The sequence below is a fragment of the Lysobacter solisilvae genome (genome assembly GCF_016613535.2).
Taxonomy (GTDB): Bacteria; Pseudomonadota; Gammaproteobacteria; order Xanthomonadales; family Xanthomonadaceae; genus Agrilutibacter; species Agrilutibacter solisilvae.
Map to the genome: position 1 here is coordinate 2,219,582 of NZ_CP071518.1, position 19,539 is coordinate 2,239,120.

Annotated in this window: 20 protein-coding genes and 1 pseudogene; 10 read left to right on the top strand and 11 right to left on the bottom strand. The window is 69.3% G+C overall.

All coding sequences use genetic code 11. The annotated features are described in order from the left end of the window. The first annotated feature begins 602 nt into the window (after positions 1–602). The 5 genes from I8J32_RS09840 (at position 603) to I8J32_RS09860 (ending at position 5,084) form a co-directional block, all read left to right on the top strand. Positions 603–1,307: a DUF3300 domain-containing protein gene (locus I8J32_RS09840; RefSeq protein WP_207526539.1), complete on the top strand. Its 705-nt coding sequence runs from the start codon at positions 603–605 to the stop codon at positions 1,305–1,307. Between the two features lie 60 nt (positions 1,308–1,367). Then, positions 1,368–2,144 (top strand): hypothetical protein, encoded by a 777-nt coding sequence (locus I8J32_RS09845; protein WP_207526540.1) that lies wholly within the window; start codon positions 1,368–1,370, stop codon positions 2,142–2,144. A gap of 59 nt (positions 2,145–2,203) precedes the next feature. Then, positions 2,204–2,692, top strand: coding sequence for a hypothetical protein (locus tag I8J32_RS09850; RefSeq protein WP_200611570.1), 489 nt, complete (start codon positions 2,204–2,206; stop codon positions 2,690–2,692). Between the two features lie 200 nt (positions 2,693–2,892). Next, the gene (locus I8J32_RS09855; RefSeq protein WP_207526541.1) at positions 2,893–3,591 is read left to right on the top strand and encodes a hypothetical protein; all 699 of its coding nucleotides are present in this window, start codon (positions 2,893–2,895) and stop codon (positions 3,589–3,591) included. Between the two features lie 599 nt (positions 3,592–4,190). Next, positions 4,191–5,084 carry a crotonase/enoyl-CoA hydratase family protein gene (locus I8J32_RS09860; RefSeq protein WP_200611572.1) on the top strand — a complete coding sequence of 298 codons (894 nt, stop codon included), beginning with the start codon at positions 4,191–4,193 and terminating at the stop codon, positions 5,082–5,084. A gap of 135 nt (positions 5,085–5,219) precedes the next feature. On the opposite strand, the gene I8J32_RS09865 is transcribed toward I8J32_RS09860, so the two are convergent. From I8J32_RS09865 to I8J32_RS09890, 6 genes are all read right to left on the bottom strand, one after another. Then, positions 5,220–7,370 (bottom strand): sensor histidine kinase, encoded by a 2,151-nt coding sequence (locus I8J32_RS09865; protein WP_200611573.1) that lies wholly within the window; start codon positions 7,368–7,370, stop codon positions 5,220–5,222. 387 nt (positions 7,371–7,757) lie between these two features. Then, a complete protein-coding gene (locus I8J32_RS09870) occupies positions 7,758–8,234 on the bottom strand; it encodes a hypothetical protein (RefSeq protein WP_200611574.1) in 477 nt (158 codons plus the stop codon). Positions 8,235–8,406: 172 nt separating this feature from the next. Beyond that, the gene (minE, locus tag I8J32_RS09875) at positions 8,407–8,664 is read right to left on the bottom strand and encodes a cell division topological specificity factor MinE (protein WP_200611575.1); all 258 of its coding nucleotides are present in this window, start codon (positions 8,662–8,664) and stop codon (positions 8,407–8,409) included. A gap of 4 nt (positions 8,665–8,668) precedes the next feature. Next, positions 8,669–9,478 (bottom strand): septum site-determining protein MinD, encoded by an 810-nt coding sequence (minD, locus tag I8J32_RS09880; protein WP_200611576.1) that lies wholly within the window; start codon positions 9,476–9,478, stop codon positions 8,669–8,671. A gap of 135 nt (positions 9,479–9,613) precedes the next feature. Further along, positions 9,614–10,387, bottom strand: coding sequence for a septum site-determining protein MinC (gene minC, locus I8J32_RS09885; protein ID WP_200611578.1), 774 nt, complete (start codon positions 10,385–10,387; stop codon positions 9,614–9,616). Next, on the bottom strand, positions 10,384–10,986 hold the full coding sequence (locus tag I8J32_RS09890) for a GNAT family N-acetyltransferase (RefSeq protein WP_200611580.1): 603 nt from the start codon (positions 10,984–10,986) through the stop codon (positions 10,384–10,386). The genes minC and I8J32_RS09890 overlap by 4 nt, the downstream gene beginning before the upstream one ends. 152 nt (positions 10,987–11,138) lie before the next feature. Between I8J32_RS09890 and I8J32_RS09895 the strand changes: the two genes are divergently transcribed. From I8J32_RS09895 to I8J32_RS09915, 5 genes and pseudogenes are all read left to right on the top strand, one after another. Next, complete coding sequence (locus I8J32_RS09895) at positions 11,139–12,335, top strand: sensor histidine kinase (protein WP_200611582.1); 1,197 nt, start codon at positions 11,139–11,141, stop codon at positions 12,333–12,335. Continuing rightward, a complete protein-coding gene (locus tag I8J32_RS09900) occupies positions 12,332–12,985 on the top strand; it encodes a response regulator (RefSeq protein WP_200611585.1) in 654 nt (217 codons plus the stop codon). The genes I8J32_RS09895 and I8J32_RS09900 overlap by 4 nt, the downstream gene beginning before the upstream one ends. Before the next feature lie 344 nt (positions 12,986–13,329). After that, a complete protein-coding gene (locus I8J32_RS09905; RefSeq protein ID WP_200611588.1) occupies positions 13,330–14,397 on the top strand; it encodes a polyketide cyclase in 1,068 nt (355 codons plus the stop codon). Between the two features lie 165 nt (positions 14,398–14,562). Continuing rightward, positions 14,563–14,934: a DUF423 domain-containing protein gene (locus I8J32_RS09910; protein ID WP_200611591.1), complete on the top strand. Its 372-nt coding sequence runs from the start codon at positions 14,563–14,565 to the stop codon at positions 14,932–14,934. 3 nt (positions 14,935–14,937) lie between these two features. Then, a pseudogene (locus tag I8J32_RS09915) lies at positions 14,938–15,614 on the top strand (DNA-3-methyladenine glycosylase family protein). Between the two features lie 34 nt (positions 15,615–15,648). On the opposite strand, the gene I8J32_RS09920 reads toward I8J32_RS09915, so the two are convergent. From I8J32_RS09920 to I8J32_RS09940, 5 genes are all read right to left on the bottom strand, one after another. Further along, positions 15,649–16,446 carry a M15 family metallopeptidase gene (locus I8J32_RS09920; protein WP_200611596.1) on the bottom strand — a complete coding sequence of 266 codons (798 nt, stop codon included), beginning with the start codon at positions 16,444–16,446 and terminating at the stop codon, positions 15,649–15,651. Positions 16,447–16,514: 68 nt separating this feature from the next. Beyond that, positions 16,515–16,700 (bottom strand): hypothetical protein, encoded by a 186-nt coding sequence (locus I8J32_RS09925; RefSeq protein WP_200611598.1) that lies wholly within the window; start codon positions 16,698–16,700, stop codon positions 16,515–16,517. 88 nt (positions 16,701–16,788) lie between these two features. Further along, complete coding sequence (locus tag I8J32_RS09930; protein ID WP_200611600.1) at positions 16,789–18,150, bottom strand: alpha/beta hydrolase; 1,362 nt, start codon at positions 18,148–18,150, stop codon at positions 16,789–16,791. A 43-nt stretch (positions 18,151–18,193) separates the two neighbouring features. Next, the gene (locus tag I8J32_RS09935; RefSeq protein ID WP_200611602.1) at positions 18,194–18,400 is read right to left on the bottom strand and encodes an Arc family DNA binding domain-containing protein; all 207 of its coding nucleotides are present in this window, start codon (positions 18,398–18,400) and stop codon (positions 18,194–18,196) included. Positions 18,401–18,569: 169 nt separating this feature from the next. After that, on the bottom strand, positions 18,570–19,433 hold the full coding sequence (locus tag I8J32_RS09940) for an SPFH domain-containing protein (protein WP_200611603.1): 864 nt from the start codon (positions 19,431–19,433) through the stop codon (positions 18,570–18,572). Positions 19,434–19,539: the final 106 nt, after the last annotated feature.

Consider the following 19,539-nt stretch of genomic DNA (forward strand, 5'->3'; position numbering starts at 1 on the left):
AAGCTGGAGGCAAGGATCACCTGCTTGCTCAGATGAGTTCTGATTTCCTGGGTGACAACGTTTCACTCATGGACTCGGAAGATCCATTCGTGAAGAGCTTTCGTGCGTACTTCCTCGGGCTGTTAGGGTATCAAGTGAACTGATCGAGTTAAGGCCCCATTTCCCATGGCGCGCAAGAGAAGGCCCTGCATTGCAGGGCCTTCTTGTTTCTGAAGGTGTCAATCAACTGCTCCCCTACTTCCGTTCATCAGACTTGTTGCAGAGTCCGCCGCCCCGGATTCCCAGGTTTAAGGGGACGGAAGGAACTGAGCCTCCTTTGCTAGGTCAAAGGGGACGGTCAATGGGGACGGAGGTAATTAAGTCTCCCGTCCTTCCACCGAACAGGCCCGCCATCGTGCGGGCATGGACAGGCCGGCCGAGAGTGCGAGCCCCGGAACTTCGCGCCTCCGCCATTGAGCGTGACTCATCCGCACCACCCCACCCACAGGCCGCCACCCCCTCCCATTCCCGTTACCTTCTGAGTCACAGCCGGCCGCGAACCGACCGGCAGTCCGCCGACCGCAGGGTTCCTGCCCAACCGGCGGCCCACAGAAGGAGGCGCCATGCGCATCGGGCACGTCCTGGCGCTGTCGGCCACGCTGCTCATCGCCGGCGCCTGCAAGCGCGAGGCGCCCGCGCCGGCGACAACCGCGGCCGCTCCTGCCCCGGCGGTCACGGCCCCCGCGCCGCCCGCGCCACCTCCCGCTGCTTCCACCCGCGACGCCGTCTTCGGCAAGCCCCAGCTCGACCAGATGCTGGCGCCGGTTGCGCTGTACCCCGACGTGCTGCTGGCGCAGGTGCTGATGGCGGCCACGTATCCCGGCGATGTGGCGGACGCGGTGGCGTGGTCGCGGGCGCATCCGGAGGCCAAGGGCGAGCACGCGGTCCGGCAGGTGGAGGGGCAGCCGTGGGACGCGAGCGTGCAGACGCTGGTGGCCTTCCCGCAGGTGCTGGCGATGCTCGGCCAGGACCTGGGCTGGGTGCAGCGTCTGGGGGACGCCTTCCTCGCCCAGCCCGAGGACGTGCTGGCGTCGGTGCAGCGCCTGCGTCGCAAGGCGCAGCAGGCGGGACACCTGCGTTCCAACGAATACCAGGTGATCGGGCTGGCTGGCAGTTCTTTGCCCCAGGAGGCGACCTCCCCGAATGACGACGGCACTGCAGCGCCGGCCTACACACCCGACGCGGGTGAGGGCGCCTACATCACCATCGAACCCGTCGACGACGTGTACGTCCCGTCCTACGACCCCATGGATGTCTACGACCCCTAGGAAGACGAGTACTACCTGCCGGTCTACTACCCGCCGCTGGCGGGCTATTACCCGGACGGCGTGCTGGCCAAGGGGATCGCCTTCGGCATCGGGCTGGCCGTGCTCGATGCCCTGTGGGGCGATCTGGACTGGAACGGCGGCGACATCGACATCGACATCGATCGCTTCAACCGGCTGCACCCGGAGCACCACTTCGCCGGGGGCGACAGGAACTGGCGCCACGATCCGGCCAGCCGAGACGGCGTCCCTTACCGCGACCGGGTGAATCGCGAGCGGCATGGGCAGCAGCTCGCCGGCGCGCAGGCGCGCGACGCGTTCCGGGGCGATGATGCCGGGCGCATGCGCTCGCGCGAGCAGGCGCGCCGTTCGCTGCAGCAGGGCGGTTTCCAGTCGCCCTCCACCAGCAACCGCGAAGCGCGCGAGAACGCACTGGCGGCACAGCTCGAAGAAGCGAACGCGCGCGAACGCGCGATGGCGGTCGCGCAGGAGGGCGAACGCGCGCGCGAAGCCCGGATGCGTGGTGACGACGGCGCGGGCATGCCGGGCCGCGACGGGGTCGGCGGGGACCGCATCGCCGATCGCGCGCAGGAGGCCGATCGCCAGCGCGTGCTCGAACAGGAACGTATCCAGCAGATCGCCCGCGAACGCCAGTTCGACGAGGAGCGGCGGCAGCGGCGCGAATTCGAGGAACGGCGCGCACGCGAGAACGCCTTCGAAGGTGTGCGCCAGGCCGAACTGGCCAGGATGCAGCGCGAGCGCGGCGCCGCCAGCCAGGCGCAGCGCATGCAGGGATCGCGTGGGGGAGGGCGGGCGATCAGCCGGCCGTCGCGGCGTTGAGGCCACACCCGGTGAAGCGCCTGCCGCGAGCGGTGGGGCTCGTGAAATAATCCGCGCCTGTGGATTCATCCCTTCCTAATCCCTACGCCGCGCCGGTCGCCCCCGCGGCGTCGCCGTTGCCGCTCGACCGGGTGGGGATCCGTTTCGGCCTGGTCTTCTGCCTGCCGCTGTACGTGCTGTTGGCGGTGACGGCGTCGGAACTGCTGACCCGGGGAAACTTCCGTGACCTGCCCGCGATCGCGGCGCTGGTCGTGCTGTGCGTGGCGGTCTGCGGCTGTGGGTGGTGGTGGGCCGTCAAGGCCCGCGGCGGGTTCGGCTGGTTCCTGGTGACGGGCGCCGTCCAGGGCGTCGCGCTGACCGTCCTGGCCCTCATGTGCCTGCTCGGCTTCCTGTCGGTGGGCGGCGGCTTCAACTTTTCCTACCTGTCGGGCATCTGGGACTTCTTCTTCATAACTCCCTTCCTGACCGCCTGGCTGATGGTGATGGGCGCGCTCGTGCGCTGGCGCGTGCGCGTGCTGCAACGGCGCCTGGCGCGCGCGGCGGGTTGAGCGGCCCGGGTCCGTAGTGCCGCCCTTTAAGGTCGGAATAGCCTGGCGGTGGCGGCTTCGCCCCGAATGTGTGATGCGGCGCCAGGAAACCTCCGCCCGCCGCCCCGGGATGGCCGCACGCCCGCCTCGCGCCCGTTGAGCCTAGAGGACGTCGTATTTCGGGACCCGGCACCGTCCCGGCACCTTTCCCAGGAGGCTCCATGGACGTATCCGCACGCCGCGTCGCCGTACTGCTGTCCTTTGCCGCCCTGTCCTCGCTCGCCCTGCCGGCGCTCGCGGTCGATCCGCTGGATACCTTCAGCGCCCGCATCGGCGGTTACACCAACAGTTTCGAGACCGAGATCCGGGCCGACGGGGAGACCTCCGAGGGCACCGACGTCGACCTGGAACGCGACCTGGACCTGGACCCGGATTCGGTGATCGGCTTTGCCGCCCTGACCTGGCGCCCGTTCGAGCACCACGAGTTCGGCCTGGCCTATTACGGCAGCGACACCAGCAAGACCAACGTGCTGACCCGGGACATCGTGTTCGAGGACACGGTGTACGAGGCTACGTCCACCGTGAAGACCGACCTCAACGTGGACGCCTACGAGCTGTCCTACGTCTGGTGGGCCGCCTCGCGCGAGAACTGGGCCCTGGGTCCGCGCCTGGGCCTGGTGTGGTACAGCATCGACCTGGATATCGACCTGCAGGTCGACTCCGACGGCAACCAGGTCAACGGCGCGATCAGCGACCATGTCTCCACCGATCTGCCCGCGCCGACGATCGGCGGCAGCTGGCGCTGGACGCCGGCGGACGACTGGCGCGTGTCGGCGGATGCGGGCTTCCTGTCGGCCAATGTCAGTTCGGTCGATGCCGATGTCACCTTCGGCCGGCTTGGCGTGGAGTGGTTCCCCTAGGAGCAGTGGGGCTTCTCGCTGGATTACGTGATCAGCCGCGTGCGCGGCGACTCGGACGCCGACAGCTTCCACGGCAACGTCGATTTCGTCGACACCGGCTTGCGGCTGGCGGGCGTGTACCGGTTCTGAGGCCGCCACGGCCTGTGACAGAAGCCCGCCTTCCGGCGGGCTTCGTGTTTCCGGACGCGTCATTGGCGCTGCCTGGTACCGGCTTGCGAGAGAACGGCCGCGGCCGCGGGCCGCAGCGGTCGCTTGTCCCTCTGCTCGAATGACTGCACGCGCTGGCATCGGGCGCCGCAACGCGCTGCCCGGCGGTCTGCGTCGCGCCGCGCCATTGACGGCAACGTCCAGCGGGCCTGCCGACACTGTCTTCGTCCCGGCTTTCGCGTTCCCAGCCAGACGGAGGTAGACCGCATGACCCAACGACCACCATGACGGGCCATCACGCGTACGCGCGCTGACGCGTACGGAGGCCGCTCGCGCCGGCGATCCGCGCGTGCGAATTCCGGTTCCTGCTGCCTCGACATCCACCACGACGCGTGCGCGGGCAGGAGCCCGCGCGGACGCCGTCGAGTGTCAACAGTCAAAGGAGCTGAGCCATGATCACGCCTGCCCAACTGCAGCCATCGACCCAAGCCACGCTGTTCCGCCACGAGTCCGACGACGCGGGCCATAGCGACTGGGGCTACATGCACGCCGACGCACCGTCGGGATATCACCCGTGCTTCTCCGAACGCCTGCTGCATGACATGCGGCGCACGCAGGAACACATCCGCAGCACGCTGGCGTCGGGCCACCATGCCGATGCCGGCGCGCACCACCTGGTGCTGGCGTCCGACGCGGGCGTCTTCAACCTGGGCGGAGACCTGGCCCTGTTCTCGCAGCTGATCCGCAGCGGCAACCGCGACCGACTGCTGGACTACGCCACGCTGTGCGTGGAGGTGGCCTTCAACCTGTACGAGCTGTACGAGGACCGCGTGCACAGCATCGCGGTGGTGCAGGGCGATGCGCTGGGCGGCGGCTTCGAGGCCGCGCTGTGCTGCCACACGATCATCGCCGAGGAGGGCGTGGGCATGGGATTTCCCGAGGCGCTGTTCGACCTGTTCCCCGGGATGGGGGCCTACACCTTCCTCACCCGGCGCGTGGTGCCCGCGCAGGCCGAGCGCATGATGCTCAACGCGCGCGTCTACCCGGCCGAGGAGCTCAGGCAGATGGGCGTGGTCGACATGATCGTCGCCAAGGGCGACGGGCTGCGCGCCGCGCGCGACCTGATCCGCCAGCACCAGCGCATCGGCAATGCGCTGCGCGCGATGAACACCGTGCGGCAGGCCTGCCAGCCCATCCACCTGGACGAACTGCTCGCCGTCACCACGCAATGGGTGGATGCCGCCATGCGCCTGAACGACCGCGGCCTGCGCACGATGGAGCGCCTGATCCGCGCGCAGCGCATGCGCGCGCAGGCAGGTGACGACACCCGGTCGGCGAGTGCTTGAGCGCTGCATGGCTGATCCGCACGCACCGGATGATGCCGCGGGCGACGGGGGCGGCATGATCGGGCGCACGGTGGGTCGCCTGTAGCGATCCGGTAGCGCCGCTGTGTCCAGGCGGGACCGGGCGAGGCGAGGGCGTCACTGCGCGTCAGGGATGTCCTTGCTCCGCCCGGGACGGGTAAGCATGGCGACCTCGTCGCGGCAGTGGACCCCGACGGCGGCGAGCTGGACGGACAGTTCGCCGACCAGGCGCGCCTGTTCGCGCGCGAGCGCCTCGTCGCTGGCGCGCATGATCTGCGAACAGCGCTCCGTCATGGCCACCGCACCCAGGTTCTCGGCGATGCCCTTGTAGGCGTGGGCCACTTCGCGGAACTCCTCCCAGTCGTGCGCGCCGCCGGCCTGGACCAGGCGCTGCTGGCAGTTCGCCGCGTCCCTGAGGCACTGCTCGACGAAGTTGTGCAGGAAATCGTCGCCCAGGCCCATGTCCGCCAGTTCCGCCAGCACCGCCGGGTTGGCCGCGGGACGCACCACGTCGCTGACGGGCCGCAGGGGCGGCAGCTTCTGCGTGTCGGCCAGTTCGGCCACCGCTTCGAGCAGGCGGCCGACCACGATGGGCTTGGTCAGGAAGACGTTGGCGCCGGCGTCGGTGGCCGACTGCGCGGCCTGCACGGTGGCGTCGGCGCTGAGCACGATGATCGGCATGCGCCGCGCGATGCCGGGCTGCATGAAGCGCAGCTGGCGGATCACATCCAGCCCGCTCAGGTTGGGCATGTGCATGTCCAGGATGGCCAAGTCGTAGCCGCCGGGCGCAAGGGCATCGAGCGCCTGTTCGCCGTCGTCGACGGCGTGCACGCGATGGCCGGCGTTCTCCAGCATGCGGCCCAGCACGATGCGGTTGGCGGACTGGTCGTCGGCGATGAGGATGCGCAGGCTGCGCACGCGCATGCGGTGCCGCACGAAGGGATCGTCGAAGGACACGACCTTGTCGCCGGCGCCGTCGCCCACGTCGGTGGGCACGCGCCCGGCGTCCTGCAGGCGGATCGGCAGGTCCACCCAGAAATGGCTGCCGCCGCCGGGATTGGGTTCCAGGCCGATCTCGCCGTCGAGCAGTTCGGTCAGTGTCTTGGCGATCGTCGTGCCCAGGCCGCTGCCGCCGAAGCGTCGCGCGGGGCCGTTGTCGAGCTGCTCGAAGGCCAGGAAGATGCGGTCGTGGTCGTCGTTGGACACGCCGATGCCGCTGTCGCGCACCGAGAAGCGGAGGCGGGCGACGCCGTCGCGCGGCGGCTCGAGCAGCGCCACGCTGACATCCACGCTGCCGTGGTCGGTGAATTTGACCGCGTTGTGGGTGAGGTTGAGCAGGATCTGGGTGAGATGGGTCACGTCGCCGTGCAGGCGCAGCGGCACGTCGGCCGCGGTCTCCACTTTCAAGGCCAGGCCCTTGGCGGAGGCCAGCGGCACGATCATCTTGCGCAGGCGGCTGATGGTGTCCTGCAGGTTGAAGTCCGCGTCGCGCCGCTGCAGCTTGCCGGCCTCGATGGCGGAGATGTCGAGCACGTCGTTCACCACCAGCAGCAGCGACTGCGCCGAGGTGTGGATGACGTCGGCGTACTCGCGCTGCTGCTCGGGCGGCACGCGGGTGGCGTGCAGGAGTTCGGCCATGCCGATGATGCCGTTGAGGGGCGAGCGCAGTTCGTGGCTCATGTTGGCCAGGAAGCGGCTCTTGGCCTCGTTCGCGCGGCGCGCCTCGGCGGTCGCCCGCCGCAGGTTCTTCAGCAGCGAGGTGAGGTAGGTGGGGATGGCGATCAGGCCCAGCCACAGGCCCACGGCCAGGTAGGGCTGCGCGCGCCAGTACGGCGCATCGAGGATGACCACCAGGAACGCACCGCAGGCGATGGCGCAGGCGCAGTAGAGGTAGGTCGGGCCGAAACGCAGGCCGTTGCCCACCGTGACCCACTGCAGCAGCACGTAAAGCGGCGCCAGCGAGACCGGCTCCAGCGACATCAGGATGGCCAGCGTGCCGTAGTCGGCCAGCATGCCCACGCAGCGGCGCAGGTGCGACACGCCCGGATGCAGCACGATCGCCACCAGCAGGCCCAGGCCGACGACCGCTTCGGCCAGCATCACCAGCAGCATCGTGGCATGCGCACCGCTGGCATCCTGGGAGGCGCGCAGTCCGCTCAGGTAGGCCACGATCAGGGAAGCGATGACGAGGCGGACGATGGCCTGCCCGTGCTCGCTATCGGGCCGGTGCGACAACCGTTGCTTCAACAAGGGCCAGACGCTGTCCATTGGCTCGCTCCACGCCGGAGCGGAGCTGCCTGGTCAGGCGGCGGCTGGTGGGGTCAGCCGCGCTCCGCGGTGTTCCGGGGCATCCATGCGACGGTGGCCGCATTGCCGCACTCAGGTGTATGCACGCGTTGGACGGCGTGTGTCGCGCACTTCAGATCGCTCAATTCACGCACCCGAAACCGTGCCGGACAGGCCGGCCGTGGTTCGGGGGCGACCGGTGTGGTCGGGTCGGCCGGGGGCCACGGCAGGCGCGCAGATGAAAGGGTCGCGCGAACGCTGTGGCGATCGTGTGGACGCCATTTCGCGGGGACGTGACGGCCGGCGGCGCGCCGTCCGTGGGCCGGTCATGCCGGTGGACGCGAAAACCGGTCGACCGGCCGCCGGAAACTAAGGAAGGACCAGGCGCCGGCGCGAAGCGTCGGCCAGGCCGCGGGCGCCGAGCCAGTCCCAGGCCGCCTCCGCATCGCGCTCGAAATAGGCCAGTGCCGATCCCAGGCGGAAGGTGTAGCCCCATTCGTCCATGTCGGCCAGGATGCGTTCGCGGCCGACGCCGGGCAGGGCATCGCCGAGCAGCGCCTGCAGGACGCACACCGCGTCCTCTTCCTCGACCGAGTCGGTGGCGTCGGTGTGCACCTGCGCGCGGCGCTCCGGCGGCAGCACGATCAGGTGCGCGGCTTCGTGCAGCAGCGAGTGGACGGGGGTGTCGGCGCGGGCGTGCACCGTGCTGCCGATCAGGCCGGCCTCGCACTCGCCCCAATAGCTGCCGGGAATGGGCTGGCCGTCGGCCACCGGCGCGAAATCCAGTCCGTAGCGGCCCAGCAGGGCCTTGACGTCGGCAATGGCGATGTCCGAGAGCAGGAGCACGGGTGCGGGGAATTCAGTAACAGGCAGTGGGACGGGGCCGTGATGTCGCGGCTTCGCGGAAGCTGAAGTCGCTGGGTCCCCGCGTTCGCGGGGATGACGGCTTGAAAACAGGCATCGGCCCCGGGCGCGGGAGGCCGATAGCCTCCTGCGCCGGGCTTCCGCCAGGGATGCCTCAGGCCGCGTTTTCCGGCAGCGCGACCGAGATGTCCAGCACCTTGTTGTCGCCTTCGCCGATCAGGTCGACCTTCACCGCTTCGTCGTCGACCTTGACGTACTTGCGGATCACTTCCAGCAGTTCGCGCTGGAGCATGGGCAGGTAGTCGGGGCTGGTGCCGCGGCCGGAACGCTCGTGCGCGACGATGATGCGCAGGCGGTCCTTGGCGATGTTGGCCGTGGGCTTCTTGGCGATCAGGAAATCGAACAGGCCCATGGGCTCAGCCTCCGAACAGCTTGCTGAAGAATCCCTTCTTCTCCACGTGGATGTAACGCATCGGACGATCCTCGCCGAGCAGACGGGCCACCGCGTCGTCGTAGGCGCGCGCGGCGTCCGACTCGGTTTCCAGGATGACCGGCTCGCCCTTGTTGGAGGCGTTGAGCACGTCACCGGATTCGGGGATGACGCCGACCGACTTCAGGCCGAGGATCTCCTCCACGTCGCCCACGCTCAGCATCTCGCCGCCTTCCACGCGGCCCGGGCTGTAACGGGTGAGCAGCAGGTGCTCCTTGACGCGCTCGCCGTTCTCGGCGCGGCGGGTCTTGGAGGCCAGCAGGCCCAGGATGCGGTCGGAGTCGCGGACCGAGGACACTTCCGGATTCACCACGACCACGGCCTGGTCGGCGAAGTACATCGCCAGGAATGCACCCTTTTCGATGCCGGCGGGGGAGTCGCACACGATGTAGTCGAAGCCGTCGGCGGCGAGGTCGTCGAGCACCTTCTGCACGCCTTCCTTGGTCAGCGCGTCCTTGTCGCGCGTCTGCGAGGCCGCCAGGACGTAGAGGTTGTCGAAGCGCTTGTCCTTGATGAGCGCCTGCTTGAGTCCCGCTTCGCCGCTGATCACGTTGACGAAGTCATACACGACCCGGCGCTCGCACCCCATGATCAGGTCGAGGTTCCGCAAGCCGACGTCGAAGTCGATGACGGCGACCTTGTGGCCGCGGCGTGCAAGCCCGCAGGCGAGGCTGGCGCTGGTGGTGGTCTTGCCTACGCCGCCCTTGCCTGAAGTGACTACGATGATTTCGGCCAACTTTTGATCCTCCGAGTCTGACTCTGTTTTTTCAGGTCCCGGTGTTGCCCGGGATCCTTGGTGCCGGCGCGCGAATGCTCGCGGGCGAACCGGCTGACCTCGCGTTTTACCGGAAGGTCAGCGGGCAAGCCACCCTCAGTCGAGCGCCTTGAGTCTGAGTTCGCCGGTTTCCAGCCAGATCTGCACGGCCTTGCCGCGCAGTTCCTTGGGAATGTCTTCCAGCACCTTGTAGTGGCCGGCGATGGCCACCAGTTCGGCGTGGAATTCGCGGCAGAAGATACGCGCCTGCTCCCAGCCCTGGGCGCCGGCCAGCGCCCGGCCGCGCAGCGGGCCGTAGACGTGGATGGAGCCATCGGCCATGACCTCGGCGCCGGCGCCGACGTTGGCCAGCAGGCTGAGGTCACGCTGGGCGGCATAGATCTGCTGGCCCGAGCGGACCGGCGAGGCGTGGATCAGGCCGGGCGCCGACGGCGCGGCGGCCGCGGGCGTCGCCGCCGGGCGCGGCGGTTCGTCGACCGGCGCCGGGGCGGCCTTGGCGCGCGCGGGCGCCGCCTCGGATTCGCCGTCGCGCTCGTAGGAGGCGCGGAACTTGGCCAGCAGGGGCAGCCCGAGCTGCTCGGAAAGCCGTTCGATCTCCGTGGTGCCGTAGGCCAGCGCGACCGGCAGGACGCCCGCGTCGCGCAGGCCGTCGATCAGGGCCTGCGCGGTGGCGGCATCGGGCGCCTGGGCCAGGCCGCCGAAGTCCAGGACCACGGCCGCGCGGGCGAACAGCTTGGGCGCGCGCTGGACGCGGCTACGCATCTCGTCGACCAGCCGGGCCACGTCCAGGGTACGGATGCGCAGGTTGGCGATGCCTACCTGTCCGATCTTGAGATCACCCGCCAGTTCGAAATCCACCACCGCGGTCACGGGCAGGTCCCGGTGCGCGGCGGCAGGCTGCCGTGGGCGATGCGGGGTTGCGCGATCCAGGGCTGGTTGGGCAGGGCGTCGCCGTAGGTCTCGCGCACCCAGGCATAACTGCACAGCGGCTTCATCAGCATCGCCGCGCGGGTGCCGGTCTCGGCCATGACGTGCTGGCCCACTTCACGGAAGCCGAAGCTGCCGTGGAAGAGCAGGACCGGGTCGTTGGTGCCGTCCAGGAACACCTCGCAGGCCATCTGCGGGTAGCGCATCTCGGCATAGCTCTGGGCGTCGGCGTAGAACGCGCGGCCCACGCCACCGCCGCGGCGGCGGCTGGCGACCACGATGCGGTCGATATAGAAGAAATCGGGGTAACGCTCGCGGAACCAGCGGAAATTGCTGCTGTCGTGGTCGTTGCCCGAGCCCACGCCGATCAGGAAGCCGGCGATGGTCCCATCGCGCTCGGCGACCCGGAAATACTCTGCGTGCTCGTAGAAATGACGCAGTCGGGCCGCGTCCAGCGGCAGGATGGCGGGTCCGGCGGCGTTGTTCAGGGCAAGGACGGAATCCAGCTCGTGCTCACGCACGTCGCGGACGACGATCGACATTCGGCGTGACTCCATGGTTCCGTACGGCGCGGTGCAGCCACCGGCTCGAGGATTATCGCACGCCCCCCGCGAACTCGGCGACCGGCGGCCATTGGCGCATCCCATTACTTTCGGAGGGCTCCGGAAGGGTTGGGAGTGGTTAGCATGCATTCATGCTTGCCCGCCTGAACCATTCCCAGCTGCTGCGCTACGCCGGCCTTTTCACCTGGGCGGCGGTCGGGCTGTGGCTGTTGAACGTCTGGCTGGACCCGGCCTTCGTCCTGCCCGAGCCGGGGCAGACGCTGACCCTGCGCGTGCTGCGCTGGCTGGCGGTCTTCCTGACCTTCGGCCTGGTGTACTGGTGGATCACGCGGGCCATGGGCCAGCGCCACCCCGGCTTTGCCGACCATGCCCTCCTGCTGGTGCTGACCGCCTGCGCGATCGGCGTGAGCTATTTCTCCGGCACCGGCCTGGGCAGCATCCTGCTGATGGTGGTGGCCGGCCTGCTGCCCTGGCTGCTGCGGGTGCCCGTGGGGGTGGCCTGGCTGATAGGCGGCAACCTCGCCACGGTGCCGGTCTTCATAGATGCACTCGACTTCCCACCGATGATCGCGGTGCTGCAGTCGCTGCTCTACCTCGGGTTCTCCAGTTTCGTGTTCGTGACCGCGCTGGTGGCGCGCCAGCAGGCGGAGGCCCGCGAGGAGCAGCGCCGGCTCAACGCGGAACTGCGGGCCACGCGCGCGCTGCTGGGCGAGAGCGTGCGGGTCAATGAGCGCACGCGCATTTCCCGCGAACTGCACGACCTGCTGGGCCATCACCTGACCGCCCTGAGCCTGAACCTGGAAGTCGCTGGCCATCTGACACCTGAAGGCCGCGCACGCGAACACGTGCAGCAGGCCCACACACTGGCAAAGTTGCTGCTGACCGACGTGCGCGAAGCCGTCAGCCAGCTGCGCGAGGGCGGGGCGATCGACCTCGCCGCCGCGCTGCAGCCCCTGGCGGAGAACGTCCCGGCGCTGGACATCCACATGGACATCGAAAGCCCGCTGACCCTGGACGACCCGGAGCGCGCCCACGTGCTGCTGCGCTGCACGCAGGAGATCATCACCAATGCCGTGCGGCACGCCAATGCGCACAACCTGTGGATCAGCGCCCGGCGCCAGGGCGGCACCATCGTGGTGGAGGCGCGCGACGATGGGCGCGGCGCCGAACAGGTCACCGCCGGCAACGGGCTGCGCGGCATGCGCGAGCGCCTGGTGCAACATGGCGGTGAACTCAAGATCGAGACCCAGCCCCATTCTGGATTCCGCCTGCAGCTGACGCTGCCGGCCTCGGCCACCCTGGCCGCAAGTGAAGGAGCCATTGCATGACCGACAAGAACATCCGCGTGCTGCTGGTGGACGACCAGACCCTGGTGCGCCAGGGTGTGCGTTCGCTGCTGGCCCTGGCCGACGGGATCGAAGTTGTGGCCGAGGCAAGCGATGGCCGGCAGGCGGTGGAGGTCATTCCGCAGATCCAGCCCGACGTGGTGCTGATGGACATGCGGATGCCGGTGATGTCCGGCCTGGAGGCGCTGCAGGCGATGGCGCGTACCAACAGCCTGCCGCCCACCATCATCCTGACCACCTTCGACGATGACCAGCTCGTGCTGGCCGGTCTCAAGGCCGGCGCCAAGGGCTACCTCCTCAAGGATGTCTCGCTGGAGCAACTGGTTGGCGCCATCCAGACGGTCGCCAACGGAGGGTCGCTGGTGCAGCCGGCGATGACGCAGCGGCTGCTGTCCGGCCTGGAGCACATGCGCAACGAGTTCGTCAGCCTGGACCGTCCGGACCCGCTCACCGAGCGCGAAACGGAGATCCTGCGCCTGATGGCCGGCGGCTTCTCGAACAAGGAGATCGCCAATTCGCTGGGCGTGGCCGAGGGCACGATCAAGAACCACGTGTCCAACATCCTGTCCAAGCTCGGCGTGCGCGACCGCACGCGGGCCGTGCTCAAGGCCTTCGAGCTGCAGCTGGTCTGACTGACGGCCCGCCCGGCGCAAGGCACCGGGCGGGCTGCCGATGAATGCCGCGGCCACGCGAGCCCGCGGCCCGCAGTGGCGGCCCACGCTGCCCACGCCGGACATCCCCCATTGCACGCGGGCGGGGCGGGCCGGACCGCCGTGATGGTCCGGCAACCCCGGGGCCGGGCTGCGTCCGGCCGTGCTTGCGAACCCGAGTTCTCATGCCATTGCGTCATGCCCGTCATGGCGGCAATGGACTCATCCGTGGGCGACGGCTACGCCGCGGCCGCCGGCTGGGTTACGATTGCCGACTTGCGCCCCGGCCGCGATTGGCCGGGGTCGCCGGTCCCTGGAGAACCTGAATGACCCGTCTCATCGAGATCCTGATTTCCCTGGCGATCGTCGCCGTGCTGTTCACGGCGGTCGGCATCCTGCTGCCGTCGAGCCGTCACCTCGCCCATGCGGTGGAAACCAACCGCAAGCTGCCGATCGTGTTCGACACCTTGAACAGCGTCCGCCGCTTCAAGGAATGGAACCTCGCCGTCGCCGGCGACCCGAAAATCAAGCTGGCCTACACCGGTCCCGACCAGGGCGTCGGCGCCAAGGTGAGCTGGGACTCCGAAGAGCCGGCCCTGGGTCAGGGCAGCTGGGAGATCACCCAGAGCGAACCGGGCAAGCGCGTGGCCTACGCCATCCAGGACATCGACCGCGGCTTCGACAAGAAGTCGGAGTTCATCCTGAAGCCGACCGGCAAGAACGGCCGCAACATCGAAATCACCCAGACCTACGACGTCGACTACGGCTGGAACCTGCTCAACCGCTACTCCGGCCTGTACGTGTCCAGCAACGTGGGCGAAGAGATGAAGGCCGGCCTTTCGCGCCTGACCAACATGCTCGCCACCATCCCGAACCTGGACTACACGGTCCTGGGCAAGGACGACCCGAGCATGGCGCCGCGCATCATGGAGCGTCCGGCGCAGAACCTGCTGGTCCTCACGGCCGCCGTGCCGCGCAGTGACGCCACCATCCAGGCGCAGATCAAGACCAACCTGGAGTGGATCAAGAAGAACATCGCCGCCAATGGCCTGGAGGCCGTGGGTCCGGTGCGCGTGATCACCAACGAGTTCGGCGAGATGTATTCGTTCGACGTCGCGCAGGAAGTCCGCAAGCCGGGCAGCACCGGCAAGCTGACCGGCCTGAACCTGACCAACAACGTCGAGCTGGCCTACAGCGAGCCGCAGCGCGTCGCCGTCGTCCCGTACACGGGGCACTACTCGAACCTGCAGGGCGTGCGCGATGCACTGCGCGCCTGGGCGATGACCCGCGGCTACGAGCCGACCGAGCGCGCCTACGACATCTGGAAGGGCGGCATCGATGCCGGCTTCACCGGTCAGGAAGGTACGTACGACGTGGTGTGGGCGATCAACTGATCCCAGGCTGCATGGTTTGACGCAAACGCCGCGCACTGCGCGGCGTTTTCGTTTGTGCGGTGCGACGCGGGGCGGTCACGGTGCGTGCGCCGCGGGCATGGACCGCGGGTCCGACAACCGTTGGCTCGCGCTACTATCGCCCGTGCGAAAGACCGGAGCCGCACCATGGACCGCACGCATCCGCCCTTGCCTCCCATCAGCCGCGTTCTTGCCGCGGCCGGTGGGCTGCTGGCCGCCGCGGCGGTCGGCTTGTCCGCGTATGCCTCGCATGCCAGCCAAGGCGATGCGCGCGCCTCGCTGTACCTGGCGGCGGTGTTCGCATTCGGCCACGGCGTCGCGCTGGCTGCTCTCGCACCGCGCGCCGGGCGGCGCATGGACCGGTTGGCGCTGTCGATCCTGCTGGTCGGCACGGTGCTGTTCTGCGGCAGCCTGGCGCTGTCCCGCCTGGCGGACGTGTCCACCGGCCTGGCGCCGATGGGCGGGATGCTGCTGATCGCCGGCTGGCTGCTGCATGCCGCCGCCGCTGCCAGGCACTGAGCGATGGCCCGCCACTCGCGCGGCTTCGACACCGATGCGGCCTACGCCTACCTCTGGCGCGTCGCGACCGCAAACTCGGCGCGTGGATGAAGAAGCTCGGGCCCATCGAGCCCGACCCGCGCTGGCGCAGGCGTTTCGATCCGGTGGACGCGCTGGCGCGCGCCATCCTGTACCAGCAGCTCAGCGGCAAGGCCGCGGCCACGATTGTCGGTCGCGTGGAAGTGGCCATCGACAGCGATCGTTTCCATTGCGACACGCTGTGCCGCGTCGACGATGTCGCCCTGCGGGCCTGTGGGGTATCGGGCAACAAGGCGCTGGCACTGCGCGACCTCGCGCTGCGCGAGGCGCGCGGCGAGATCCCGGACCTGCGCCGGATGAGCACGATGGACGACGACGCGATCATCCAGGCGCTCACGCCCATCCGCGGCATCGGCCGCTGGACGGTGGAAATGATGCTGATGTTCCGCCTGGGGCGTCCGGACGTGCTGCCCATCGATGACCTGGGTGTGCGCAAGGGCGCGCAGGCCGTGGATCGCAGCGAGGAAATGCTCAAGCCGAAGGAACTGGCCGAGCGCGGCGAGCGGTGGGGGCCGTACCGGACCTACGCCAGCCTGTACCTGTGGCGCATCGCCGATGCGCAGGCCCCGGCCGCGACGCCGACCAAACGCTCCCAGGAATAGGCGTGGCAGGTGGCCTGCCGGCGCCGAAAGTCCGCTAGCCCGCGAAGTACCAGTGCCAGGGCTCGTACACGATGCCGTGGGGGTTTTCGCGCGGATAGCTCATGACGAAACCGAACCCAAGCGCGTTCTCGCGCAGCCAGGCGAAGGCCGGCGTGTGTTCGAACGACTCCTCCGCGGGCGGCTCGTCCAGCGTGCCGATGTCGATCGCGCGGCCGCTGTGATGTTCGCTGTAGCCGGGCGCGGCGTTGACGGTGAGGATCTCCTCCACGCCGAGCCCGCGGGCGCGCTTGCGCTCGAAGATGCCCAGTTGGTAGTCGTGGCTGCGATAACCGGAGATCGCATCCAGCGCCACGCCCTCGCGCGCGGCGGCCGAATGCAGTGAACGCCATCCGCGTGCGGCCCCGGCGGTCAGCCAGAGCGGGCGCCGGTAGCGGTCGAAACCGGCCAGCGTCAACGCGATGGGTTCGGCGACCAGGGACAGGCCGGTGCGCTGCCCGTAGCTGTCGTCCAGTCCCAGTGCGTCGAGCCGGTCGTGCAGGCGATCCAGCGGGAGCTCGCCGGCGGCATCGACCCGTCCGGCGCGCGCGGCCGTCAGATGGTCCAGCGCCGCCAGCGCCAGCTCGATGCCCGGCTCGCGCCGCAGGCGCGGCACCATCGCCAGCAGGCCTTCGGGCAGGTCGGCGGCCAGGTACAGCCCGTCGCGCTTGCGTCGCAGCACGTGGCGCGCCCGCGACAGTGCGCGGGCATCGGCGTTGCTGCGCGCGCGCAGCAGGCCCCCGGGCCATATCTCGATATCGGGCGTGTTGATCAGCTGGCCGGACGCGGAGCGCATGGCGGGCAGGGTAACGGCCACCGCCTCGCCACGCCAGAATCCCGGCGGCGGTCAGGCCAGAGGCCGCTTCAGCGCCGCGATTCGCGCCAGGTCATCACCGACAGCACGGCGGGGATGATCGTCGCCAGCACGCTGGCCCAGAGGGGAATCGCGACGCCGTTGACCACCACGTCCCAGGCCAGCAGGACGCGTGAAAGCTGCAGGACCGAGATCAGTGCCAGCAGCACGCAGGTGAGGGTGGTGAAGGGTTTCATTGCCTGCTCCTTGCGCGCCTGGGCGCGTTCGAGGGAACGAACATTCCGCGGGGACCCGGGGCTTCCCCGCGAGGCTGCGTGGTACGCCTCACCGGGCCTGGACCCAGGCGGCGACGTCGTCGATCAGGCCGGCATCGACATGGCCTGCGACGTTGTATTCGGCCACCGATCCGGGCCCCGTGCCGGCGATGCCGAGATGGTTGAGCGCCGGATAGTGCTTCAGGGTGGCGCGCGCATCGGTGCCGAACGCACCGCGCCATCGCTGCCAGTCGGCCTCCACCACCTGGATGTCGCGGCCGCCCTGCAGCAGCAGCAGGGGCAGCTTTGCCGCGCTGGCCTCGGCCACTGCGTCGATGGCCTCGAGCTCGCGCCAGTAGGTCGCCGGCAAGCCCAGCGGAAGGTCCGCGGGCGCGAGGTGCTCGTTCCTGCGCAGGCGCTTGATCTGGTCGTCCAGGGCGGCGATGAAGGCCTCTTCCTCGGGGGTGGTGCGTCCGTCCATGGCCGCCAGCCGCCGGTTCTGCTCGAGCAGGATGTCGAGCAGCGGGCGCGAGGGCGCCGCCATCAGGATCGCGCCGGCGGCCCCCGCGCGCTGCGCGATGCGCGGCGCCAGCATGCCGCCCTGGCTGTGGCCGAGGACGTGGATGCGCGCCGGGTCCACCTGGGCCTGCGCGCGCAGGGTGGCGACTGCTGCGACGGCGTCGTTGGTGACTTCCGCATCGACCGTGATGCCGGACGCGAAATCCGACGGACGTGCACGCGTGCGCTTGTCGTAGCGCAGCACCGCGATGCCGTGCGCCGCCAGGCCCCGTGCCAGGTCGAGGAAGGGCCGGTTGGCGCCGATGGTCTCATCCCGGTCCTGCGGACCGGAACCGTGCACCAGCACGATGGCCGGGAATGGGCCGTCGCCGCGAGGCAGGGTCAGGGTCGCCGGCAGCGCACGCGCGCCGGCGCCCACCGGCAGGTCGCGCTCGATGTAGGAGGCGTCCGCCGCGGGAGCCGGCGGCGGGGGAGGCGGGGCCGGCTGGATCAGGAAACCGGCCACGCGGCCCTGCTCGTCGATGGCGACCGTCGCCAGCAGGTCCACGGTGGCATGGTCGAGCGGAATCTCGACCACGACCATGCCCGACTCGATCCGTTCGCGCGGCGTGCCGCGCCCTTGGGCGACGCCAGCCTGCGCGGGCAGGGATTCCCATACGTGGCGCAGCTTGTCGGCAGGCACGGCCGCGCGCATCTGTGCGGAAAACGACGCCGTGGCGGCGTCGAACCGCCCGGCGTCCAGCTGGTCGAGCAGGCGGAGCGCGGCCTGGGTCGCCGGAGTCGCGACGGCCCGGGTGGTGGCAGGCGCGCCGTCCTGCGCAGCGACCGAGGCCGGCGCGGCAGCGGCACCGCCGGCGGGGATCAGGGCCAGCGCCAGGGCCAGCGCAAGCAAGGCGGTGTTGGCCTTGCGCATCGGGTGGGGCTGCTTTGCGGGGCAGGGGCAAATCGGTTCCATGTCATTCATTCCCTGATGTCTCGTCGGGCGCCGGTTCCGGCGGGTTTTCCGCTTCGGGGGCCTTCAGGCGGCCGGCCTTGCGGAGCGCGTCGCGCAGCACGTATTCGATCTGCGCGTTGAGGCTGCGCAATTCGTCGTCGGCCCAGCGCTGCGCCGCGGCCAGGACATCGGCGTTGATGCGCAGCGGGTAGGCCTTCTTTTCGCTCATGCCAGGTCCCCGGCGATCACGTCAGGCGATCGGCCCGCGCGGGTTCGGGCGCTGCGGGGCGCGTGACGCATCGCCACGCACGACCGTCCATCCGGCGGCCGTTGCTCAGACCTGGCCAGCCGCGTGGCGGCGCCCGCATCGCGTGAGCTTTCCATGCCGATGCTCCGGGTCAATACAGCGTTCCGGCATTGACGATGGGCTGCGTCGAACGCTCGCCGCACAGCACGACCAGCAGGTTGCTCACCATCTGCGCCTTGCGTTCCTCGTCCAGATGCACGACGCCGTTCTTCTGGAGTTCGGCCAGCGCCATCTCGACCATGCCCACGGCGCCGGCGACGATGCGCGTACGCGCCGCGATGATCGCGTTGGCCTGCTGGCGCTGCAGCATCGCCTGGGCGATCTCGGGCGCGTAGGCCAGATGGCTGATGCGCGCATTGAGCACCTGCACGCCGGCGTCGGCCAGGCGTTCGGACAGTTCCTGTTCGAGGTGCTGCGAGATCTCCGCGGCATGGCTGCGCAGGGCGATCTGGCCTTCCTCGTGCTGGTCGTAGGGATAGCTGGTGGCCATCGTGCGCAGCGCGGACTCGGACTGGATGTGGACGAAGCTCTCGTAGTCGTCGACGTTGTAGACGGCCTCCGCGCTGTCCACCACCTGCCAGACGATCACCGCGGCGATCTCGATCGGGCTGCCGTCCAGTTCGTTGACCTTGAGCCGGCCGCTTTCGAAGTTGCGCACGCGCTGGCTGACCTTCTTCTTCGCGTAGAAGGGGTTGTTCCAGCGCAGGCCGTTCTCCTTCACCGTGCCGACGTACTTGCCGAACAGGCTGAGCACGGCCGACTGGTTGGGCTCGACCATGTACAGGCCGATCAGGCAGAAGCCGGCCAGCACGCCCATCACGAACGCCAGCACCAGCAGCAGGGGGGAGTCGGTCTGGACGCCGGTGAAGAACAGATAGGCCGACGCCAGGCCGGCGGCGATCAGTCCCAGCAGGGTCGGGATGCCGGGCAGCGACTGCAGGGGGATCTCTTTCATGGTGGTCTCCTGGGCGATGTCGAATTGTTGATATCAAAATGATATCAAGTCAACAGGGTCCCGACGGACGGATCCGAGCGGTTCCGTCCTCGCCGGAGAGATCGAA

Coding starts and splice junctions, on each gene's coding strand:
- I8J32_RS09840 (WP_207526539.1), top strand. CDS start 603: ATGCGCATCGGGCACGTCCTGGCGCTGTCGGCCACGCTGCTCATCGCC.
- I8J32_RS09940 (WP_200611603.1), bottom strand. CDS start 19,433: ATGAAAGAGATCCCCCTGCAGTCGCTGCCCGGCATCCCGACCCTGCTG.
- I8J32_RS09860 (WP_200611572.1), top strand. CDS start 4,191: ATGATCACGCCTGCCCAACTGCAGCCATCGACCCAAGCCACGCTGTTC.
- minE (WP_200611575.1), bottom strand. CDS start 8,664: ATGGGCCTGTTCGATTTCCTGATCGCCAAGAAGCCCACGGCCAACATC.
- I8J32_RS09865 (WP_200611573.1), bottom strand. CDS start 7,370: ATGGACAGCGTCTGGCCCTTGTTGAAGCAACGGTTGTCGCACCGGCCC.
- I8J32_RS09910 (WP_200611591.1), top strand. CDS start 14,563: ATGGACCGCACGCATCCGCCCTTGCCTCCCATCAGCCGCGTTCTTGCC.
- I8J32_RS09900 (WP_200611585.1), top strand. CDS start 12,332: ATGACCGACAAGAACATCCGCGTGCTGCTGGTGGACGACCAGACCCTG.
- I8J32_RS09930 (WP_200611600.1), bottom strand. CDS start 18,150: ATGCGCAAGGCCAACACCGCCTTGCTTGCGCTGGCCCTGGCGCTGGCC.
- I8J32_RS09905 (WP_200611588.1), top strand. CDS start 13,330: ATGACCCGTCTCATCGAGATCCTGATTTCCCTGGCGATCGTCGCCGTG.
- I8J32_RS09920 (WP_200611596.1), bottom strand. CDS start 16,446: ATGCGCTCCGCGTCCGGCCAGCTGATCAACACGCCCGATATCGAGATA.
- I8J32_RS09855 (WP_207526541.1), top strand. CDS start 2,893: ATGGACGTATCCGCACGCCGCGTCGCCGTACTGCTGTCCTTTGCCGCC.
- I8J32_RS09895 (WP_200611582.1), top strand. CDS start 11,139: ATGCTTGCCCGCCTGAACCATTCCCAGCTGCTGCGCTACGCCGGCCTT.
- I8J32_RS09935 (WP_200611602.1), bottom strand. CDS start 18,400: ATGAGCGAAAAGAAGGCCTACCCGCTGCGCATCAACGCCGATGTCCTG.
- I8J32_RS09925 (WP_200611598.1), bottom strand. CDS start 16,700: ATGAAACCCTTCACCACCCTCACCTGCGTGCTGCTGGCACTGATCTCG.
- I8J32_RS09890 (WP_200611580.1), bottom strand. CDS start 10,986: ATGTCGATCGTCGTCCGCGACGTGCGTGAGCACGAGCTGGATTCCGTC.